The following is a 19642-nucleotide window of genomic DNA, read 5'->3' as shown; positions in this document are numbered from 1 at the left end:
GTTGGGGTTTTTTGTAATATTTGAAATGGGATTAACTTTAATTTGCTTCTTCGCTTATGAATTTGATTCTATATAGCCTCAATTCTTCTTCATCATAATCACCGTCAAATTCATCTATAGCTTCATTGATACTATCTGAATCTGCTTCCAGGAAATACTCATGAATCTCTTCTTGTTGATCTTCGTCCAAAAGATCGTCCAGCCAGTAATCGATATTGAGTTTGGTGCCACTAAAGACAATGGCTTCCATCTCCTTGATAAAATCTTTCATCTCAAATCCTTTACCCTGAGCAATATCTGTGAGTGGAAGTTTTCTATCTATATTCTGGATAATATAAAGCTTATTTGCACTATTGGCACCTGTGCTTTTAACTACCAGATCATCTGGTCTTAAAATATCATTCTCTTCTACGTAGTTTTGAATAAGATTTATAAATTCACCTCCAAATTTTTTAGCTTTTCCTTCACCAACACCATGAATATTGACAAGTTCCTCCTTACTTATAGGGTATTTTAAAGCCATATCTTCAAGAGAAGGATCTTGAAAGACGACGAAAGGTGGAACTTCTTTACGTTTAGCAATCTTCTTACGTAAATCCTTCAGCATTTTGAGCAACTTCTCATCAGTTCCTCCTGTAGGTTGTGAAGATGTACTACTAGTAACCTGGCTGAAATCATTGTCTTCTGTCATCATGAAAGAAGTAGGATTTTTCAGAAATTCTTCTCCTTCAGGCCGTAATTTTACAACACCATAGGATACCAATTCTTTCTTAAGAAATCCAGATATAATTACTTGTCTGAGTAAGGCTGTCCAATAACTAGCTGGTTTATCTTTTCCTACTCCAAAAATTTCTAGAGTATCTGCCTTATTGGACTTTATAAGAACATTAGTTTTACCAGAAAGGGTATGAACAATTTCCTTAGATTTAAAAAGTTGCCCTGTTTCTTTTACTGTTTTCAAAATAAGCTTGACATCCTCTTTGGCCTCTTTCTTGGTTTTTGGGTACCGCACATTATCGTCCATGTCACCGCCTTCACCAGTTTCATTGTCAAATTCTTCTCCAAAATAGTGCAGAATGTATTTCCTCCGAGATATGGAACTTTCAGCAAAAGCAACCACATCTTGTAGTAGGGCGTGGCCAATTTCTTGTTCAGCAATGGGTTTACCACTCATGAATTTTTCCAGCTTCTCAATGTCTTTATGATTATAGTAAGCGATACAATGGCCTTCTCCACCATCTCTGCCGGCTCTTCCTGTTTCTTGGTAGTAGCTTTCAATACTTTTAGGAATATCGTTGTGTATAACAAAACGTACATCTGGTTTGTCAATGCCCATACCAAAAGCAATGGTCGCCACTACAACATCGATATCTTCCATAAGAAACATATCCTGATGTTTACTTCTTGTTTTTGCATCCAATCCAGCATGATAAGGAACGGCTTGTATACCATTAACCTGAAGCGTTTGAGAGAGTTGTTCTACACGTTTTCTGCTTAAACAATATATGATACCACTTTTGCCGGAATTCTTTTTTACAAATTTGATGATGTCAGAATCTACTTCATCTGTCTTAGGTCGAATCTCGTAATAAAGGTTTGGCCTGTTAAAAGAAGCTTTGAAGGCGTTGGCATTTGGAATTCTCAAGTTTTTAAGAATGTCCTCCTGAACTTTTGGAGTAGCTGTTGCAGTAAGCCCAATAATGGGGATGTCGCTCCCTATCCGTTCAATTATATTTTTAAGATTTCTGTATTCTGGTCTAAAATCATGACCCCATTCTGAAATGCAGTGCGCTTCATCAATGGCTAAAAATGAAATCTTTTCTTCCTTTAGAAAATCTATGTATTCTGCTTTTGTAAGAGACTCTGGCGCAACATAAAGTAATTTTGTAATACCGTTGGAAATGTCCTCTTTTACTTGTTTGACTTGCGTTTTGTTGAGCGATGAGTTTAAAACATGAGCAACACCTTCGTGTTCTGAAATGTTTCTTATGGCATCCACTTGATTTTTCATGAGAGCAATAAGAGGAGAAACCACAATTGCAGTTCCGTCCTTTATCAAGGCTGGTAGTTGATAACACAGAGACTTACCACCTCCAGTAGGCATTATTACAAATGTATCTTCATTGGCAATGATGCTCTTTATAACGCTTTCTTGAAGTCCTTTGAACTCGTTAAAACCAAAGTATTTCTTTAATTCTTGATGTAAATTGATTTGTTCCAATTGAATAGTTACTATTATGTTTTATTTACCTTTGTGAAATTAAATATACGCATTCTTTAAGAGCGCACAATTGTTAAACATAGTAATTTATGAAAGATGTAGCAATACAGTCTTATGCCAAGGAAATTATTCACATAGAGTCCAAAGCTATTGAAAATCTTGAAAATTTAATTGATAAATCTTTTTCTGATGCTGTAAATGCTATTTACAATTCTAAAGGCCGTGTCATTTTAACGGGTATCGGCAAAAGTGCAATTATAGCTACCAAAATTGTAGCTACGCTCAATTCTACGGGTACACCGGCTGTTTTCATGCACGCTGCGGATGCGATACATGGAGATCTTGGGACTATTCTAAGAGATGATATAGTTATTTGTATTTCAAAAAGTGGAAACACTCCTGAAATCAAAGTATTGGCACCTCTCATTAAAAATTTCAAAAACACACTCATAGCGATTACTGGAAATAAAGATTCTTTTTTAGGAAAGCAAGCAGACTTCGTTTTAAATTCTTATGTAGATAAAGAGGCTTGTCCAAATAATCTTGCACCAACCACCAGTACTACTGCTCAGCTTGTACTCGGAGATGCTTTAGCTGTGTGTTTACTTAAGTTGAGAGGATTTTCCAGTGATGACTTTGCAAGATTTCATCCTGGAGGATCATTAGGTAAAACTCTTTACTTAAGAGTGAGTGATATTACTTCACAAAATATGAAACCTCAGGTGTCTCCAGAAACGACCACAAAAGATGTGATAGTTGAAATTTCTAAAAACATGCTGGGAGTGACTGCAGTTTTGGAAAACGGAAAAGTTGTAGGAATTATAACCGATGGTGATTTGAGAAGAATGTTAAGTTCCACAGAAGATTTTACCAAACTCAAGGCTAAGGATATCATGTCTAAAAACCCTAAAACCATTAAAAATTCTGCAATGGCAATAGATGCTTTGGAGCTTTTAGAAAATAATGACATCACTCAACTTATAGCTGTAAATTCTGGAGAATATGCCGGAATTGTTCATCTTCATAATCTCGTAAAAGAAGGCATTATCTAATATGGCAAAAAAATCGAAGACAAGAAAAGATCCAAACAATATGTCTTTTTTGGATCATCTTGAAGAATTGAGATGGCATTTATTGAAGGCTGTATTGGCAATATTAGTTGCTGGTGCAATAGCTTTTGCAATGAAATCTTTCATTTTTGATGTGATCATCTTTGGTCCAAAAAACGCAGATTTTTATACCTATAGTTTACTTTGTACTATTTCAGAATATCTTAATCTTCAGGAAAGTTTCTGTTTTGACGATCTTCCGTTTAGAATTCAAAGTAGAACCATGGCGGGACAGTTTAGCGCTCACATCTGGACATCTATAACAGCTGGTTTTATCATATCATTTCCTTACGTCATCTATCAGTTTTGGGCTTTTATTGCTCCTGGACTAGAGTCTTCAGAAAAAAAATCTGGTAGAGGTTTTATTTTTGTGACTTCATTTTTATTTCTACTGGGCGTATTATTTGGATATTATGTCATCACTCCGTTATCCATAAATTTTCTGGGTAGCTATACCGTGAGTGAGGTTGTGTTCAATGACTTTGACCTGAGTAGTTATATAGGACTTGTAAGAGCCTCTGTATTGGCAAGCGGACTTATATTTGAGTTACCAGTGATTATCTACTTCCTTACTAAGGTAGGTTTAGTCACGCCAGAATTTTTGAAGAAAAACAGAAAGTATTCATTGGTTTTTATATTGATTATTTCAGCATTGATTACTCCGCCAGATATCGCAAGTCAGGTAATTGTTGCTATCCCAGTCTTGATTTTGTATGAAATCAGTATTTTAATCTCAAAACTAGTATTAAGAAAACAACGTAAACAAGAAAAGCAAAAAACAAATAAATAATTATGATTGATTTAGTTGACGAATTCGAGGCGTATAGAGCTAGGATGAACGGTAAGATTTTAGAAGAAAACAATAAAGTCTTGAAGCGGATTTTTAATCTGGACACCAATTCCTTTACTGAGGGTGCTTTGGATGTGAAAACCAAAGAACTTTTAGGTTTAGTCTCTTCATTGGTCTTAAGATGTGATGATTGTGTAAAATATCATTTAGAATCTTCCTATAAAGAAGGTCTTGAAAGAGCGCAAGTTGTGGAAGCTTTGAGTATTGGAACACTTGTAGGTGGCACTATAGTCATACCTCATTTGAGAAGAGCTTTTGAATATTGGGAAGCTTTGGAAAATAAATTTGGTAAAACAGAATAAATTTAATCTATGAAAGCCCTATATCCACTTATTGCTAGACTTTTTGCTTACGCAGGTCTTATGTTTTTGATGTCTTTGTCCATACAATTTGATTTTGCTGTAGGTGAAGTGAAAGAAGATTCTTTAATTGAAATTACTCAGGAAGTATTATTACTGATCAGCGCATTATTACTTATTAGATTTTCTTCAAAAGCTAAAAACTTTAAAATTTTTAACTTAACACTTTCTGGATTTCTGGGAGTTCATTTTGTAAGAGAGTTTGATTTTTGGCTGAACACTCAGCTTTTTGATAAAGCCTGGCAAGTAATTTCGCTTGTTATAGTTATAGTTGTTCTGATTATGGTTATCAGGAATTGGAAAAAACTGATTTTGGAAATTGCCTCTATTTCTAAAACTTATGGATTTGCCTTTTTCTTTTCAGGTCTTGTTATACTTCATGTCTTTTCACGACTCTATGGGCGAAAGTTAATATGGATCGATTTGTTAAGAGATACACATGACAAATACGTGATTTCAGAAAACGGCGAGAAGATCGTAGAATTGAGAGACTTCATGAGGCCTGTAAAGGATGCTTCTGAAGAAAGTATAGAACTTTTAGCTTATTCTATTATGCTTATAGGTGTTGTTGAGATGATTATCTTTGGTATAAAATCTTCCAGAAAAATCAAGTTATGAGTTCAAATCGAGCAACCTTAAGAGCAGATAATCTTATTAAATCATATAAAGGTGTAAAAGTTGTCAAAGGCATAAGCGTTGAGGTTACTCAGGGTGAAATTGTTGGTCTTCTCGGTCCTAATGGAGCAGGGAAGACTACTTCTTTTTATATGATTGTTGGGTTGATAAAGCCAAACGGGGGGAATATTTATTTGGATGATACCAATATTACCAAATATCCCATGTATAAAAGGGCTCAAAATGGCATCGGTTATTTAGCTCAGGAAGCTTCTATTTTCAGAAAACTGAGTATTGAGGATAATATCATGAGCGTCCTGGAATTGACTGACCTGAACAAAAAGCAACGCGAGGAAAAAATGGAATCCCTTATTAGTGAATTCGGTTTAAACCATATCAGGACCAACCGTGGCGATTTACTTTCTGGTGGTGAAAGACGTCGTACTGAGATTGCCCGAGCACTTGCTACAGATCCAAAATTTATTTTGCTGGATGAACCATTTGCTGGAGTGGATCCTGTCGCAGTTGAGGATATACAAAAAATTGTAGCTCAGCTGAAGGACAAAAACATTGGTATTTTGATCACAGACCACAACGTACAAGAAACACTAGCGATTACAGACAGAACTTATCTCATGTTTGAAGGTGGTATTCTAAAACATGGAATTCCTGAGGATCTGGCAAATGATGAAATGGTAAGAAAAGTGTACCTAGGTCAAAACTTTGAACTCAGAAAGAAAAAAATCTTTAAGTAAAAATTTAAGTTTTTTGTTTTTTCTTCTCAGCGGCAGGAAACAAGATATTATTGAGAATAAGCCTGTAGCCTGGTGATTTTGGATGCAATTCCAATTCTGTTTTAGGATCACCAACCCGATGTTGATAGTCTTCAGGATCGTGTCCTCCATAGAACGTAAAAAAACCTTTTCCTTTTATACCGTGGATATATCGAGCTTCATCGTTAAGCTTATTTTTCCCCATAATCAGGACATTAGATTTGATCTGAGTAGGATTAAAAGCTGTAGTTTGTCCCATAAAACCTTTTACAACTGCGGTGTGATTCTGACACAGCATTGTAGGAATAGGGTCCCACTTCGCAGAGTAATCCATCAGGGTGAAGTAATCTTTAGATTTAGGAATATTCCTTTTCTCTGTCATGTCAATAGAAGAATATTCATAAACCATTGGATTCCTTTCCAGAATATAATCGGTAAACGCAAAAGTTTTAGAGTAATCTATTTTGTTTTGATATCCTGCTTCAGAAGCATCTCCATCAAACATAGGTTCGCAAATATCGACTTCGTCTGCCGATAGGGCAATATCAAATGAATCTGTGGCGCTACACATTGCAAACATGAACCCACCGCCAATCACATATTCATTTATTTTTTTAGTTACAGCAAGTTTCTCTTCAGAAACTTTATCGTATCCAAGGGATTTAGCTAATGCTTCTGCTTCTTTCTTCTCTTCGATATACCAGGGAGCAGATCGGTAGGCTCTATAAAACTTTCCATACTGACCTGTAAAATCTTCGTGATGCAAATGAAGCCAGTCGTATAGAAGTAATTCATCATTTAGAACTTCCTTATCATAAATTGTTTTGTAAGGAATTTCAGCAAATTCCAAAACCATGGTCACTGCATCATCCCAGGGCGCATTTCCCTGTGGAGAATAAACGGCAATCTTCGGAGCCTTTTCAAGTAGCACTGCTTCCATATTTTGAGACGGACTGCTTATCGTTCTTAAAATTTCTTCTGATTTTGTATCTGAAATTACTTCAAAAGAGACACCTCTTATGGTACATTCTCTTTTGAGTTCTTCAGAAAAAGGTGAGAGAAAAGAACCGCCTCTATAATTAAGAAGCCACTGCACTTTTTGATTTTTTTCTAAAAGCCAGTAGGAGATTCCATAGGCTTTAAGATGATTGTCTTGCGTTTCAAAATCCATAGGAATCAAAATGAAGTTGGAATGACCGTTCCAACCTATCAATAACATCACTATAAAAATTAAAACTCTCATTTTTTCTTTCTAAAAGGGTACTTCATCGTCATTTTCATTTCCGAAGTTTTGGTTTGGAGGTGTGGACCCAAAAACATCTTCAGCACTCGGGAATGAAGGAGATTCAGCTTTGCCAGAATTCATGCTCGAATTGATTTCAAAAGGTGAATCAAAATTATCCATATTTTCAAACTTACCAAGATGACCAATAAATTTCAACCGTATGTTGTCCAAGCCACCATTCCTGTGCTTTGCAATAATAAATTCAGCTTGACCTTGTGTAGGCGATTGTGTATCATCGTCCCACTCATCAATATCGTAATATTCTGGTCTGTAAATAAAAGAAACAATATCTGCATCTTGCTCGATGGCTCCTGATTCTCTAAGGTCACTTAATAAAGGTCTCTTGGTACCTCCTCTGGTTTCTACAGCTCTGGAAAGCTGAGAAAGTGCAAGAACTGGTATACTCAATTCCTTCGCCAAAGCCTTCAGGTTTCTGGATATCGTAGAGATTTCTTGTTCTCTGTTTCCTCCTTTTTGAGATCCACCACCGGTCATCAATTGCAAATAATCCACAACGATAAGTTTGATGCCGTGTTGAGAGGAAAGCCTTCTTGCTTTTGCACGTAAATCGAAAATAGATAGCGAAGGTGTATCATCTATAAACAAGGGCGCTTGTTCGAGTGATTTTACTTTCACGTTCAACTGTTCCCATTCGTGAGGCTCGAGGTTTCCGGTTCTCAGTTTCTCTGAACTTAATCCAGTTTCAGAAGAAATAAGTCTGGTGATTAATTGTACAGAAGACATTTCAAGCGAGAAAAACGCCACAGGTATATTTTGACCTACTGCGATATTCCTAGCCATCGTAAGGGTAAGGGCTGTTTTACCCATACCAGGACGCGCGGCAATAATAACCAGGTCACTGGGTTGCCATCCAGAAGTCAACTTATCTAAGTCTGTAAATCCGGAAGGAACTCCACTTAATCCTTCTTTGTTAGAAATTTCTTCAATTCGTTTTTTGGCTTGCATCACCAAGTTTTGTGCAGTTTCTGAAGATCGCTTTATATTCCCTTGGGTAACTTCATAAAGTTTGGATTCAGCATGGTCTAGAAGATCGAAAACATCAGTTCCTTCGTCGTAGGATTCTTCTATAATTTCATTGGAAATCTTTATCAAACACCTCTGAATATATTTTTGGAGAACAATACGAGAATGATATTCAATATGGGCAGAAGAAGAAACTTTTTGAGTCAATTGTATCAGATAATATTCCCCTCCAGAGGCTTGTAGCTTTTTTAACTTCTTTAATTCTGTGGAAACGGTTAATAAGTCAATAGGATCTCCTTTTTCAAAAAGTACAATAATAGCCTCATATATATTTTTATGCGCTTCTTTGTAGAAAACATCAGGATGGAGAATGTCAATGACTTCATCAACTCCTTTTTTGTCAATCATCATCGCTCCCAATATAACTTCTTCAAGATCAATAGCTTGAGGTGGTATTTTTCCTTTTTGAAGACTTATAACATCACCTTTCGGCTTGGTTTGATACGATGATTGAGTTGCGTTTTCCATGTTACGAATGTAAATAAAAGGTTATGAAGTTTGGGGAAAATAATTCAGCTTAACACTCTACCTTTTCCACAATGCATTGTGTATAACTGCAAATAATTGTGGAAAACTAAAAAAATCCAGATAATATTTATCTGGATTTTTGTGTAAGATTATGCTCTGTAGGGTCTATTCAGAATAAACTCCAATGTCGATGAATTTTTGCATCCTTTTTTCAATCAAATCTTCTGGGGATAACTTTTTCAATTCATCAAATTCACTCAATATAGAGTTCGTTACAATTTCAAAAGTTTTCTCCCTATTGCTATGAGCACCACCAAGAGGTTCTCTGACGATTTTATCAATAATTTTAAGCTTTTTCATGTCGGTGGCTGTTAATTTTAAAGCCTCCGCAGCTGTTTGTTTGTGTTCCCAGCTTCTCCACAGGATAGAAGAACAAGATTCAGGAGATATAACAGAATACCATGTGTTTTCAAGCATCATGATGGTGTCACCAACTGCAATACCCAAAGCACCACCGCTGGCTCCCTCGCCAATAATAATCACAATAATAGGAACTTTAAGCTGGCTCATCTCCATGATGTTTCTTGCAATAGCTTCACCTTGACCTCTTTCTTCAGCTTCAAGTCCAGGGAAAGCTCCTGGAGTATCTACCAGAGTTACGATAGGTAGGTTAAATTTTTCAGCTTTTTTCATCAGGCGCAGAGCTTTTCTGTAGCCTTCTGGATTGGCCATACCAAAGTTTCTGTACTGTCGTGTTTTTGTATTGTAGCCTTTTTGTTGTCCTATGAACATGAAGCTTTGCTCGTTGATCTTTCCTAGACCACCAATCATCGCTTTATCATCTCCAAAAGTTCTATCTCCATGCAATTCCATAAATGTGTTACCGCAAATTGCATTGATGTAATCTAAAGTGTATGGTCTACTTGGATGTCTGGAAAGTTGAACTCTCTGCCATGCATTAAGATTGGAGTAAATTTCCTTTTTCTTGTTGTCTAGTTTGAACTTTATCTGCTTGCAGGTCTCGGTGACGTCTACTTCACTATCTTCTCCGATTTCACAAGCTTTTTCGTATTGCTCCTGAAGGGCTTTTATAGGTAATTCAAAATCTAAATATTCCATGAATACAGTGTATTTCTTTAAAATCTAATTGACAAATATATAAAGATATATCTGTTTATCTCAAATTTACTGATTAGCGTTTTGATTTGATAAGAAGGTAAATGGCAAGAATTCCAAATAAAATATTTGAAAGCCAGACCGCCAGGAGTGGAGAAAATGTCGACTTTTCAGCAATAGTACCAAATACTTTATCCAAGAATATGTATCCAAAAGCAATTACGATTCCAATCGCAAGGTTAGCGCCCATGCCACCACGCCTTTTCATTGCTGATACAGATACAGCAATAATAGTTAGGATAAACGCAGAGACAGGAACACTCCAGCGTTTATAGGCCACAATCTGATAGCTGCTTATATTTGCAGAACCTCTTCTTTTCTCTATTTCTATAAATTCTTTCAGTTCTCTATAATCTAAAGTTTCTGCGATATACTCTACCGGAGTAAGCTCGTCAAATTCAAAAGGGAGAACGGTATCGATAGAAGATTTTCTCAAAATGACATCTTCTCTATCTTTAATGATCCGCTTTTCAAAATTGCTAAGCGTATATATCGAATCTTCAGGATTAAACTTTAATCTGGAGGCTGAAATTTTGAATTTCATTTCGTTATTTTCAAAATGTTCCAAAGTGAAATTTCTAGCTGTTCTGGTGCTAGGCTGAAAATTTGTCGCAAAAATGAACTCTTCATCGTTCACTTGCCTGTAAACATTTTGTGTTTCCTGCGATTGCTTCCCTCTTTTGAAATATTGGTATTTGAATTCATTAAAACCCTGACTGGCATTTGGAACCAGGTACATTGTAAATATCAGAGCAATTCCACAGACCAATGTTGCTCCTATGATATAAGGTCTCAAAAATCGCCAAAAGGAAATCCCTGAACTCAATATGGCTATAATTTCGGTATTGTTGGCCAATTTGGAAGTAAACCAGATGATAGAAAGAAACAGAAAAATAGGAAACAGCAAGTTGGCAAAGTAGATGGTGAAATTTCCATAAAACACCAAGACCTCTTCTAAGGGGACTTCATTTTCAGTAATTTCATCAATCTTTTCTGATAAATTGACGATTATCCCTATGGGAATAAACATGAGTAAGAGCGCAACAAAAGTGGCTAAGTATCTCTTTAATATGTACCAGTCAATTATTTTCAAAATCTAAAATTATAGTCTTACCGATAGTTTTTTCACCGTAACATCTTTCCAAGCTCTGAATGTACCAGCTTGTATTTGTCTTCTAGCTTCTCTCACTAACCAAAGGTAAAACCCTAAGTTGTGAATGGTAGCAATTTGTTTTCCCAATAATTCTTTTACGGAAAATAAGTGTTTTAAGTAAGCTTTAGTATATTCAGTATCTACCCAGGTGTAGCCTGCGGGGTCAATGGCTGAAAAGTCATCCTCCCATTTTTTATTTTTGATGTTGATGGTACCTTCAGATGTAAACAACATACCATTTCTTGCATTTCTTGTGGGCATTACACAATCAAACATGTCAACCCCTAAAGCGATATTTTCTAATAAATTGGAAGGTGTTCCCACCCCCATAAGGTATCTCGGTTTGTCCTCTGGTAAAATATCGGTAACGACTTCTGTCATGGCATACATTTCGTCATCAGGCTCTCCAACAGATAGACCTCCAATCGCATTTCCTTCCGCACCAACATTAGCGATATATTCTGCAGATTGTTTCCTCAAGTCTTTATAAGTACTCCCCTGTACAATTGGAAATAAAGTCTGGTCATGACCATATAGTGGTGAGGTTTTTTTCATGTAAGTCATGCAACGGTCGAGCCAGCGATGAGTCATGTGCATGGAACGCTTCGCGTAATTATACTCACAAGGATAAGGCGTGCATTCGTCAAAAGCCATAATGATATCGGCTCCAATTTCTCGCTGAATATCAACTGCGCTTTCAGGAGTAAAAAGATGAGTAGAGCCGTCTATGTGGGATTTAAATTTTACGCCTTGTTCATTAATTTTTCTATTGGCAGAAAGTGAATAAACCTGATAACCACCGCTATCGGTTAAAATATTTCTATCCCAATTCATAAATTTATGAAGTCCACCAGCCTTTCTCAAGATGCCAGTTCCTGGACGTAAATAAAGGTGATAGGTGTTTCCCAGAATAATGTCGGGATTTATCTCCTCTTTAAGTTCTCTTTGGTGAACACCTTTTACAGTAGCAATGGTGCCAACAGGCATAAAAATAGGCGTTTCTATAACGCCATGCTCTGTTGTAATTTTTCCTGCTCTTGCTTTAGAATTTGGATCTTTACTTAGTAATTCGAATTTCATATGTATTCTAATAGCCAGCAAATATACTCAACTCTATCAAACTTTTAATTCAGCTGAGGTATATTCGGATTGATAAATCTACAGACCGGTATTTTATAATAAATCCTTACTTTTGAGCAACTTAAAATTCTTAAATATCTCATGTCAACAACACAACATTTGCAAGATTTTGTTACACAAGTCAGAAGAGACATTCTTCGTCAGGTTCATCAAGTCAATTCTGGCCACCCTGGAGGCTCGTTAGGATGCGCAGAATTTTTTTCAATTCTTTATCAGGAAGTTATGGAGTATTCCAGTGACTTTGATATGGATGGAAAAAATGAAGACTTGTTCTTTCTATCCAATGGTCATATCTCACCAGTATTTTACAGTGTTTTATCAAGATCAGGATTTTTTCCGGTAGAAGAACTCAAAACCTTTAGAAAAATTGACTCAAGACTTCAAGGTCATCCCACAACTCATGAAGGTCTTCCAGGAGTAAGAATTGCCTCGGGTTCACTAGGTCAAGGAATGTCTGTTGCAATTGGAGCTGCCCTTACCAAAAAAATGAATAAAGATTCACATCTTATTTATAGCCTTCATGGCGATGGTGAATTACAAGAAGGTCAAAACTGGGAGGCGATTCTATACGCGGGTTCTAAAGGAGTTGATAATCTTATCGCTACGATAGACTACAATAAAAAACAAATCGATGGGGCGACAGATGATGTTTTGCCACTTGGAGATCTTAAGAAAAAGTTTGAGGCTTTCGACTGGAAAGTTTTAGAGCTAAAAGAAGGAAACGATATCGAAGCTATTAAGAAAACACTTGCGGAAGCTAAAGCCCTGACTGGCAAAAAACAACCTGTTGTGATTTTGATGGAAACTGAAATGGGAAACGGTGTTGATTTCATGATGGGAACTCATGCTTGGCATGGAAAAGCTCCGAATGATGAGCAACTTGAAGTTGCCTTATCACAAAACCCGGAGACACTTGGAGATTACTAGTATCCCCACCTAACCTTTTCAAAGGGTAGGGTTTCTATATTCGATAAAACATTCTTCACATGAAGATTATAAAAAGCAAAATATTAATTAAAAAATAACCCCGGAATTTCCCTCCTTAGGAGGGGCTAGGGGAGGCGTATGAAAACATATAAGAACACAGGAAATATAGATACACGTTCTGGATTTGGGGCTGGCTTGGCAGAGCTTGGTAAATCTAATCCAGATGTAGTTGCACTTTGTGCAGATTTGACAGGATCTCTCAAAATGGACGAATTCAAAAACAATCACCCCGACCGATTTTTTCAAATAGGGATTGCTGAAGCCAATATGATTGGAATTGCCGCAGGAATGACCATTGGTGGAAAAATACCTTTTACAGGTACTTTTGCCAATTTTTCTACGGGTAGAGTTTATGATCAAATTAGACAATCTGTTGCTTACTCAGGAAAAAATGTAAAAATTTGCGCTTCTCACGCCGGCTTAACATTAGGTGAAGATGGAGCAACTCACCAAATTTTAGAAGATTTGGGCTTGATGAAAATGCTTCCGGGGATGACAGTTATTAATACCTGCGATTACAATCAAACGAAAGCAGCTACAATAGCCATTGCTGAATATGATGGACCAGTTTACTTAAGATTCGGAAGGCCTAAAGTGGCCAATTTTACACCAGTAGATCAAACTTTTAAAATCGGAAAAGCAGTAACGCTTACTGAAGGCAACGATGTAACGATTATTGCAACCGGACATTTGGTATGGGAAGCCTTAGAAGCTGCTAAGGAATTGGATGAAAAAGGCATTTCTGCAGAAGTTATCAATATACACACTATAAAACCACTTGATGAAACTGCTATTCTAAAATCAGTAAGAAAGACAAAATGTGTTGTGACTGCAGAAGAGCATAATATGCTTGGAGGGCTTGGTGAAAGTGTAGCCAGAACTTTGGCGCTTAATCATCCAGCGCCACAGGAATTTGTAGCTACAGAAGACACATTTGGTGAAAGCGGAGAGCCACTTATGCTTCTTGATAAGTATGGTTTGAATGCTAAAGCCATTTCAGAAAAAGCTGAAGCGGTTATCTTACGAAAAGAGTAATTCAAAATAAAAACGTCTCGAGTTGATTAGTTGAGGCCTTATTTAAAATTCTGAATAATATTATAAAACCTTCGGGAATGAATTTTCCGGAGGTTTTTTAGCTTGAAAGTGTTTTTACAAAATCGTACAATACAGTCAATACAGGATGATTTTTAATGTCTTTATCATTCAGGAAAACATCTTCCAGGTGAAGATCTTCTTTTCCTACAATTTCTTTGATCTGTTTATCATCCACTTCCTTGTAGGCCATAGACCAGTCTTTAAATTGACGCTCTGTTAAGCTCCCGGAATCCAGCATAATCATTTCAGTGTGCCTTTTGTCCTTACTTATAGATTCATATACTTTATCAATTTCTTCAGCTGGACCTTCTATGTATTGAACAAATTTTCCCTGGATTAGTAAAAGAATACCAGTTATTGCTAAGTGTTTATTTTTATCTCTGACCTGAAATAAGAAATCCTCAATACTTTGCTTTGTCATTACACGAGATTGGGAACTTATATAGGATACAAATTTTAAAGGCATCTATTATTGGATTGATTTGAACGTAATTTAATCTTTTTTTTTCGAAATTTCAAGACACATACACATTGTCTAGCTTAAGTCAATTATTTCAAATTTTAGTTAATTCAGGATTTCTTTGGTTTCAAATACTAACTTTGCATAAAATATCTACAATGGAATTAAAGTTGACGCGTCCTATCTGTTTTTTTGATCTTGAAACGACAGGTACAAATATTTCAAAAGACAGAATTGTCGAAATCTCAATTCTAAAAGTTTTTGAAAATAATAATAAAGAGAGTTACACCTGGAAAGTGAATCCAGGAATACCAATTCCTAAGGAAACAACAGCCATTCACGGGATTAGCGATGAGGATGTAGCAAACGAGCCTAAGTTTGACGAGCTAGCGCCTAAAATCAACCAGATGATTAAAGGATGTGATTTGGCTGGTTACAATAGTAACCGTTTTGATATTCCATTGTTAGCAGAAGAAATGCTGCGCGTTGGAATCGATTTTGATTTAAAAAAGGTTAATGCAGTCGACGTACAAACTATTTTTCATAAGAAAGAAAAAAGAACTTTGGAGGCAGCTTATAAGTTTTATTGTGATAAAGATCTTACCGATGCACACAGCGCCGAAGCCGATACTAATGCCACTTACGAAGTTTTGAAATCTCAGCTCGATCGCTATCCAGATTTAGAAAATGATACCAAATGGCTGTCGACCTACAGCGCTCACAAGAAGTTTGCTGATTTGGCAGGCTTTATTGTTTTGAATAAAAAAGATGAGGAAGTTTTCGGCTTTGGAAAGCATAGAGGTAAAAAAGTAGAGGATGTGCTCGAAAAGGAACCAGGCTATTTTGGCTGGATCCAAAATTCAGATTTCCCGCTTTATACAAAAAAAGTGCTGACAGCGATCAAGTTGAGAAAATTAGCGACTAAATAAATTATACCGTCATGAAATTGATTTGTATTGGTAGGAATTATGCTAAACATATTTCTGAATTGAATAGCGAAAAGCCAGATCACCCCGTCGTGTTTATGAAACCAGATTCTTCGATTTTGTTGAAGAACAATCCTTTTATTTTACCGTCATTTTCAAATGATGTGCACCATGAAGTGGAGATTTTGGTCAAAATCAAAAAAGTTGGAAAACACATTCAGTCCAAATTTGCTCATAAATATTATGACGACATTGGCTTAGGGATTGATTTTACGGCAAGAGATGTTCAAAATCAATTAAAAGACAAAGGGCTGCCGTGGGAGAAAGCTAAAGGTTTTGACGGAGCTGCTGTTATTGGAGAATCTTGGTTTCCCAAATCCAATTTTCAAGATGTCAACACAATATCTTTCAGATTAGAGAAGAATAAAGAAGTTGTTCAGTCAGGATCTACTTCAGAAATGCTTTGGAAAATCGATGAACTCATCGCTTATGTGTCTCAATACTTTACGTTGAAGATTGGTGATATTATTTTCACAGGGACACCGGCTGGAGTAGGCAAGGTTTCTGAGGGCGATGTTCTGGAAGGCTTTATAGAAAATTCGCCGTGTTTTTTAATACAAGTCAAATAACTTATGCAAGCAGAAATTATAACAATAGGGGATGAGATTCTCATTGGTCAAATTATCGATACCAATTCAGCTTTCATTGCCAAACAACTCAACAAAATAGGGATAGACGTGTATCAAATTTCTTCAATTGAAGACGAAAAGACTCATATCTTGAACGCGTTTGAAGAAGCCTCAAAGCGATCTAATATTATCATCATAACAGGAGGTCTTGGCCCGACTAAAGATGATATTACCAAACATGCTTTTTGTGAGTACTTCAATGATGAGTTGGTGTTGGACCAAAAGGTGTTGGATCATGTAGAAAATATTTTCAAAAAATACGTCAACACCCCAATCCTTGAAGCGAACCGCTCTCAGGCATGGATACCTTCCCAAGCGATTACGCTTCATAATGAGTATGGCACTGCGCCAGGAATGTGGTTTGAAAAAAACGGAGTGGTTTATATATCTATGCCCGGTGTTCCTTATGAAATGAAATCCATTTTGACAGAGCAGGCGATGCCGAGATTGCAAGATCGATTTAAAACGCCTTATATCATTCATAAAACAGTTTTGACTTATGGTTTGGGTGAAAGTGCCATTGCAGAGCGAATTGAAGATTGGGAAAATCAATTACCACCTTATATCAAGCTCGCCTATCTGCCAAGCTTAGGGAGAGTTCGGCTGAGGTTGAGTGCTCGAGGAGAAGATGAAGCAGAACTGAAGTCCGGTCTCAAAAATGCGATAGAAAGCTTAAATAGGATCATAGGAGATATTATAAAAGGCTACGAAGATGAGCAAACTCTTGAGGAGAGAATAGCTGAAGCTTTTATAGTTAAAGGTCAAACTTTGGTTACAGCTGAAAGTTGTACAGGGGGAAGATTGGCAGCAAAATTTACTGAAATCCCAGGTGCCTCTTCATATTTTAAAGGTTCTGTTGTGAGCTACGCCACGTCGGCAAAAAATGACGTTTTAAAGATTCCTAAAGAGCTAATTGAGAAATATTCTGTCGTAAGTTCTGAAATTACAGAAGCAATGGCTATTAAAGCTAAAGCGATGTTTAACTCGGATTTTGCTATAGCGACAACTGGAAATGCCGGCCCTACTAAAGGTGATAGCGATGCAGAAATTGGAACCGTTTTTATAGCTATTTCCACGCCGGAAGAGACACAAGTTCATGAATTTCAATTTGGTAAACATCGCGAGCGTGTGACACAGAAGGCCGTAAACAAAGCCCTAGAGTTGATTTATGAGGTCATTTCGAAAAATTGAAAATCAGTAAAATTTATTTTTTCTAATTCAGAAAAAAGTCGTTAATTTGCATCCTGTTTTTAATAACATCTAAAAGTATATATAATGTCAAGAGTTTGTGAGCTTACTGGAAAAAGAGCATTGTCAGGAAATAACGTTTCCCACGCATTAAATAGAACTAGACGCAAATTTAGCGTTAACTTGGTTAAGAAGAGATTTTACATCCCTGAAGAAGATAAATGGATATCCCTTAAAGTATCCACTTCAATCTTAAAAACCATCAATAAAAAAGGAATTCACGCTGTTTTGAAAGAAGCTCGTGCTAAAGGATTCTTGACTAAATAAGAGATTATAAAGCATTAAGATTATGGCAAAGAAAGGCAATAGAGTTCAAGTTATAATGGAATGTACAGAGCATAAAGATTCTGGACTTCCTGGGACTTCAAGATATATTACAACAAAGAACAAAAGAAATACTCCAGATAGACTTGAGCTTAAAAAGTTCAATCCTATCATGAAGAAAATGACCGTTCACAAAGAAATTAAATAAGTTATGGCAAAGAAATCAGTTGGTACAGTACAAACGGGAACTAAAAGACTTACAAAAGCTATCAAAATGGTGAAATCACCAAAGTCTGGAGCTTATGTATTTGTAGAAAAAATAATGAATCCAGAGGAAGTCAATGATTTTCTGAAGAGCAACTAAATTTAGGACTTTATTATATATGAAGCCGTCGCTAACCATGCGAGGGCTTTTTTGTTTTGTCTATATTTGTTATTAATTAAGTCTTAATCTTGATATCCATAAATAATGAGTTTTTTCAAAAAAATATTCTCAAAAGAGAAAAAGGAAAAGTTAGATGAAGGTTTGGAAAAATCTAAATCTGACTTTTTTGGCAAACTTAGTAAAGCGGTTGCCGGTAAATCAAAAGTAGACGAAAGTGTTTTAGACGATCTTGAAGAAATTCTTGTTTCCAGTGATGTTGGTGTGACCACAACCATCAAAATAATAGACAGAATAGAAGCGAGGGTAGCAAAGGATAAATATCTGGGTACAGACGAACTCAATCTTATATTAAGAGAAGAAATTGCAGGCTTATTGAGCGAATCCGAAAACGGAGAACTCGAAAGCTTAGAATTGCCGGAAGGTAAAAAGCCTTATGTGATTATGGTTGTAGGTGTAAATGGTGTTGGAAAAACGACGACCATTGGCAAGCTTGCAAAGCAATACAAACTGAAAGGGAAAAAGGTAATTCTTGGAGCAGGTGATACCTTTAGAGCTGCTGCTGTTGATCAATTACAGATTTGGGCGGACCGCGTTGGTGTTCCGATTGTAAAGCAGAAAATGGGAAGTGATCCTGCCTCAGTTGCTTTTGATACAGTACAAAGTGCTGTAAAACAAGATGCGGATGTGGTTATTTTAGATACTGCAGGGCGTTTGCATAATAAAGTAAACTTGATGAATGAATTGACCAAAATAAAACGCGTGATGCAAAAAGTTACTCCTAATGTTCCAGATGAGGTGCTTTTAGTTTTAGACGGGTCTACTGGTCAAAATGCTTTTGAACAAGCCAAGCAATTTACAGCGGCTACCGAAGTGACAGCGCTTGCCATTACAAAACTAGATGGGACTGCAAAAGGTGGAGTTGTCATAGGAATCAGTGATCAGTTCAAAATTCCTGTCAAATATATTGGAGTAGGTGAAGGTGTAGATGATCTTCAAATTTTTAATAAGTATGAATTTGTCGATTCATTTTTTTCAAATAAATAATAAATGACTGAGCAAAGACCAAAGCCGATTTCAGCAGCAAAGAATAAACTCATCATAACCAAAATCATTGTGATTTATTCAGCATTCTTTTTAGTCCTAAAACTTTCAGCAATCTTTCAGGGAGGTTGGATTGCTTCAAACTTGCTGGTAGCATCACCAATTGTACTTTTGGGACTTCTGGGATTTTATTTTCTCAAAACTAACTCTACAAACTGGGTCTACGCTATTGGAAGTATTGTTGTCATATCTTCAATGCGATACTACGAGCAGGATTTAATACTTTGGGTTCACAACACTATGGCCTAATCTAAATTATTTATATCTAGTCTTTTAGATAAGCTTTAAGGCAAC

General features: G+C 36.4%; 22 protein-coding genes. 15 read left to right on the top strand and 7 right to left on the bottom strand.

Going from position 1 to position 19642, the window contains the following annotated elements:
* Positions 1–37: 37 nt before the first annotated feature.
* Positions 38–2221 carry a DNA helicase RecQ gene (gene recQ, locus LB449_RS09130; protein ID WP_262901854.1) on the bottom strand — a complete coding sequence of 728 codons (2184 nt, stop codon included), beginning with the start codon at positions 2219–2221 and terminating at the stop codon, positions 38–40.
* A gap of 89 nt (positions 2222–2310) precedes the next feature.
* Here recQ and LB449_RS09125 point away from each other — a divergent pair, with 89 nt between their 5' ends.
* From LB449_RS09125 to lptB, 5 genes are read left to right on the top strand one after another with little or no spacing between them, the layout of a single operon-like run.
* Positions 2311–3273: a KpsF/GutQ family sugar-phosphate isomerase gene (locus tag LB449_RS09125; RefSeq protein ID WP_224454796.1), complete on the top strand. Its 963-nt coding sequence runs from the start codon at positions 2311–2313 to the stop codon at positions 3271–3273.
* A gap of 1 nt (position 3274) precedes the next feature.
* Positions 3275–4120, top strand: coding sequence for a twin-arginine translocase subunit TatC (tatC, locus tag LB449_RS09120; RefSeq protein WP_224454795.1), 846 nt, complete (start codon positions 3275–3277; stop codon positions 4118–4120).
* Positions 4121–4122: 2 nt separating this feature from the next.
* Complete coding sequence (locus LB449_RS09115; RefSeq protein WP_224454794.1) at positions 4123–4482, top strand: carboxymuconolactone decarboxylase family protein; 360 nt, start codon at positions 4123–4125, stop codon at positions 4480–4482.
* A 9-nt stretch (positions 4483–4491) separates the two neighbouring features.
* Positions 4492–5157 carry a hypothetical protein gene (locus tag LB449_RS09110; RefSeq protein WP_224454793.1) on the top strand — a complete coding sequence of 222 codons (666 nt, stop codon included), beginning with the start codon at positions 4492–4494 and terminating at the stop codon, positions 5155–5157.
* Entirely contained in the window at positions 5154–5909 is a 756-nt protein-coding gene (gene lptB, locus LB449_RS09105; RefSeq protein ID WP_224454792.1) for an LPS export ABC transporter ATP-binding protein, read from the top strand. Before LB449_RS09110 ends, lptB begins: the two co-directional genes overlap by 4 nt.
* A gap of 4 nt (positions 5910–5913) precedes the next feature.
* On the opposite strand, the gene LB449_RS09100 is transcribed toward lptB, so the two are convergent.
* The 5 genes from LB449_RS09100 to tgt all read right to left on the bottom strand — a co-directional run bounded on the left by LB449_RS09100 (position 5914) and on the right by tgt (position 12133).
* Complete coding sequence (locus tag LB449_RS09100) at positions 5914–7098, bottom strand: asparagine synthetase B (protein WP_394372312.1); 1185 nt, start codon at positions 7096–7098, stop codon at positions 5914–5916.
* Positions 7099–7179: 81 nt separating this feature from the next.
* The gene (gene dnaB, locus LB449_RS09095; protein WP_224454790.1) at positions 7180–8724 is read right to left on the bottom strand and encodes a replicative DNA helicase; all 1545 of its coding nucleotides are present in this window, start codon (positions 8722–8724) and stop codon (positions 7180–7182) included.
* Positions 8725–8889: 165 nt separating this feature from the next.
* On the bottom strand, positions 8890–9843 hold the full coding sequence (locus LB449_RS09090; protein ID WP_224454789.1) for an acetyl-CoA carboxylase carboxyltransferase subunit alpha: 954 nt from the start codon (positions 9841–9843) through the stop codon (positions 8890–8892).
* A gap of 73 nt (positions 9844–9916) precedes the next feature.
* Positions 9917–10993, bottom strand: a complete 1077-nt coding sequence (locus LB449_RS09085; RefSeq protein ID WP_224454788.1) for an LptF/LptG family permease — start codon at positions 10991–10993, stop codon at positions 9917–9919.
* A 9-nt stretch (positions 10994–11002) separates the two neighbouring features.
* Positions 11003–12133 (bottom strand): tRNA guanosine(34) transglycosylase Tgt, encoded by a 1131-nt coding sequence (tgt, locus tag LB449_RS09080; RefSeq protein ID WP_224454787.1) that lies wholly within the window; start codon positions 12131–12133, stop codon positions 11003–11005.
* Between the two features lie 141 nt (positions 12134–12274).
* Between tgt and LB449_RS09075 the strand changes: the two genes are divergently transcribed.
* Positions 12275–13120 carry a transketolase gene (locus LB449_RS09075; RefSeq protein ID WP_224454786.1) on the top strand — a complete coding sequence of 282 codons (846 nt, stop codon included), beginning with the start codon at positions 12275–12277 and terminating at the stop codon, positions 13118–13120.
* Between the two features lie 138 nt (positions 13121–13258).
* Entirely contained in the window at positions 13259–14215 is a 957-nt protein-coding gene (locus LB449_RS09070) for a transketolase family protein (protein WP_224454785.1), read from the top strand.
* Positions 14216–14312: 97 nt separating this feature from the next.
* On the opposite strand, the gene LB449_RS09065 is transcribed toward LB449_RS09070, so the two are convergent.
* Positions 14313–14741 carry a BLUF domain-containing protein gene (locus LB449_RS09065; RefSeq protein ID WP_224454784.1) on the bottom strand — a complete coding sequence of 143 codons (429 nt, stop codon included), beginning with the start codon at positions 14739–14741 and terminating at the stop codon, positions 14313–14315.
* A 152-nt stretch (positions 14742–14893) separates the two neighbouring features.
* Here LB449_RS09065 and LB449_RS09060 point away from each other — a divergent pair, with 152 nt between their 5' ends.
* The 8 genes from LB449_RS09060 to LB449_RS09025 all read left to right on the top strand — a co-directional run bounded on the left by LB449_RS09060 (position 14894) and on the right by LB449_RS09025 (position 19597).
* Positions 14894–15664, top strand: a complete 771-nt coding sequence (locus LB449_RS09060) for a 3'-5' exonuclease (protein ID WP_224454783.1) — start codon at positions 14894–14896, stop codon at positions 15662–15664.
* Positions 15665–15675: 11 nt separating this feature from the next.
* Positions 15676–16290: a fumarylacetoacetate hydrolase family protein gene (locus LB449_RS09055; RefSeq protein ID WP_224454782.1), complete on the top strand. Its 615-nt coding sequence runs from the start codon at positions 15676–15678 to the stop codon at positions 16288–16290.
* Between the two features lie 3 nt (positions 16291–16293).
* On the top strand, positions 16294–17541 hold the full coding sequence (locus LB449_RS09050) for a competence/damage-inducible protein A (protein WP_224454781.1): 1248 nt from the start codon (positions 16294–16296) through the stop codon (positions 17539–17541).
* Between the two features lie 84 nt (positions 17542–17625).
* The gene (gene rpmB / locus LB449_RS09045) at positions 17626–17865 is read left to right on the top strand and encodes a 50S ribosomal protein L28 (protein ID WP_224454780.1); all 240 of its coding nucleotides are present in this window, start codon (positions 17626–17628) and stop codon (positions 17863–17865) included.
* A gap of 22 nt (positions 17866–17887) precedes the next feature.
* Positions 17888–18070 (top strand): 50S ribosomal protein L33, encoded by a 183-nt coding sequence (rpmG, locus tag LB449_RS09040; RefSeq protein ID WP_164004590.1) that lies wholly within the window; start codon positions 17888–17890, stop codon positions 18068–18070.
* Between the two features lie 3 nt (positions 18071–18073).
* Positions 18074–18226: a DUF4295 domain-containing protein gene (locus tag LB449_RS09035; protein WP_224454779.1), complete on the top strand. Its 153-nt coding sequence runs from the start codon at positions 18074–18076 to the stop codon at positions 18224–18226.
* 105 nt (positions 18227–18331) lie between these two features.
* Positions 18332–19291, top strand: coding sequence for a signal recognition particle-docking protein FtsY (ftsY, locus tag LB449_RS09030; RefSeq protein ID WP_224454778.1), 960 nt, complete (start codon positions 18332–18334; stop codon positions 19289–19291).
* A 3-nt stretch (positions 19292–19294) separates the two neighbouring features.
* Positions 19295–19597: a hypothetical protein gene (locus LB449_RS09025; RefSeq protein ID WP_224454777.1), complete on the top strand. Its 303-nt coding sequence runs from the start codon at positions 19295–19297 to the stop codon at positions 19595–19597.
* Positions 19598–19642: the final 45 nt, after the last annotated feature.

The sequence above is a fragment of the Psychroflexus lacisalsi genome, assembly GCF_020164495.1.
GTDB classification, from domain to species: Bacteria; Bacteroidota; Bacteroidia; order Flavobacteriales; family Flavobacteriaceae; genus Psychroflexus; species Psychroflexus lacisalsi.
Note: the sequence above shows the minus strand (reverse complement) of the source record. Positions and strands in the feature narration are given on the sequence as shown.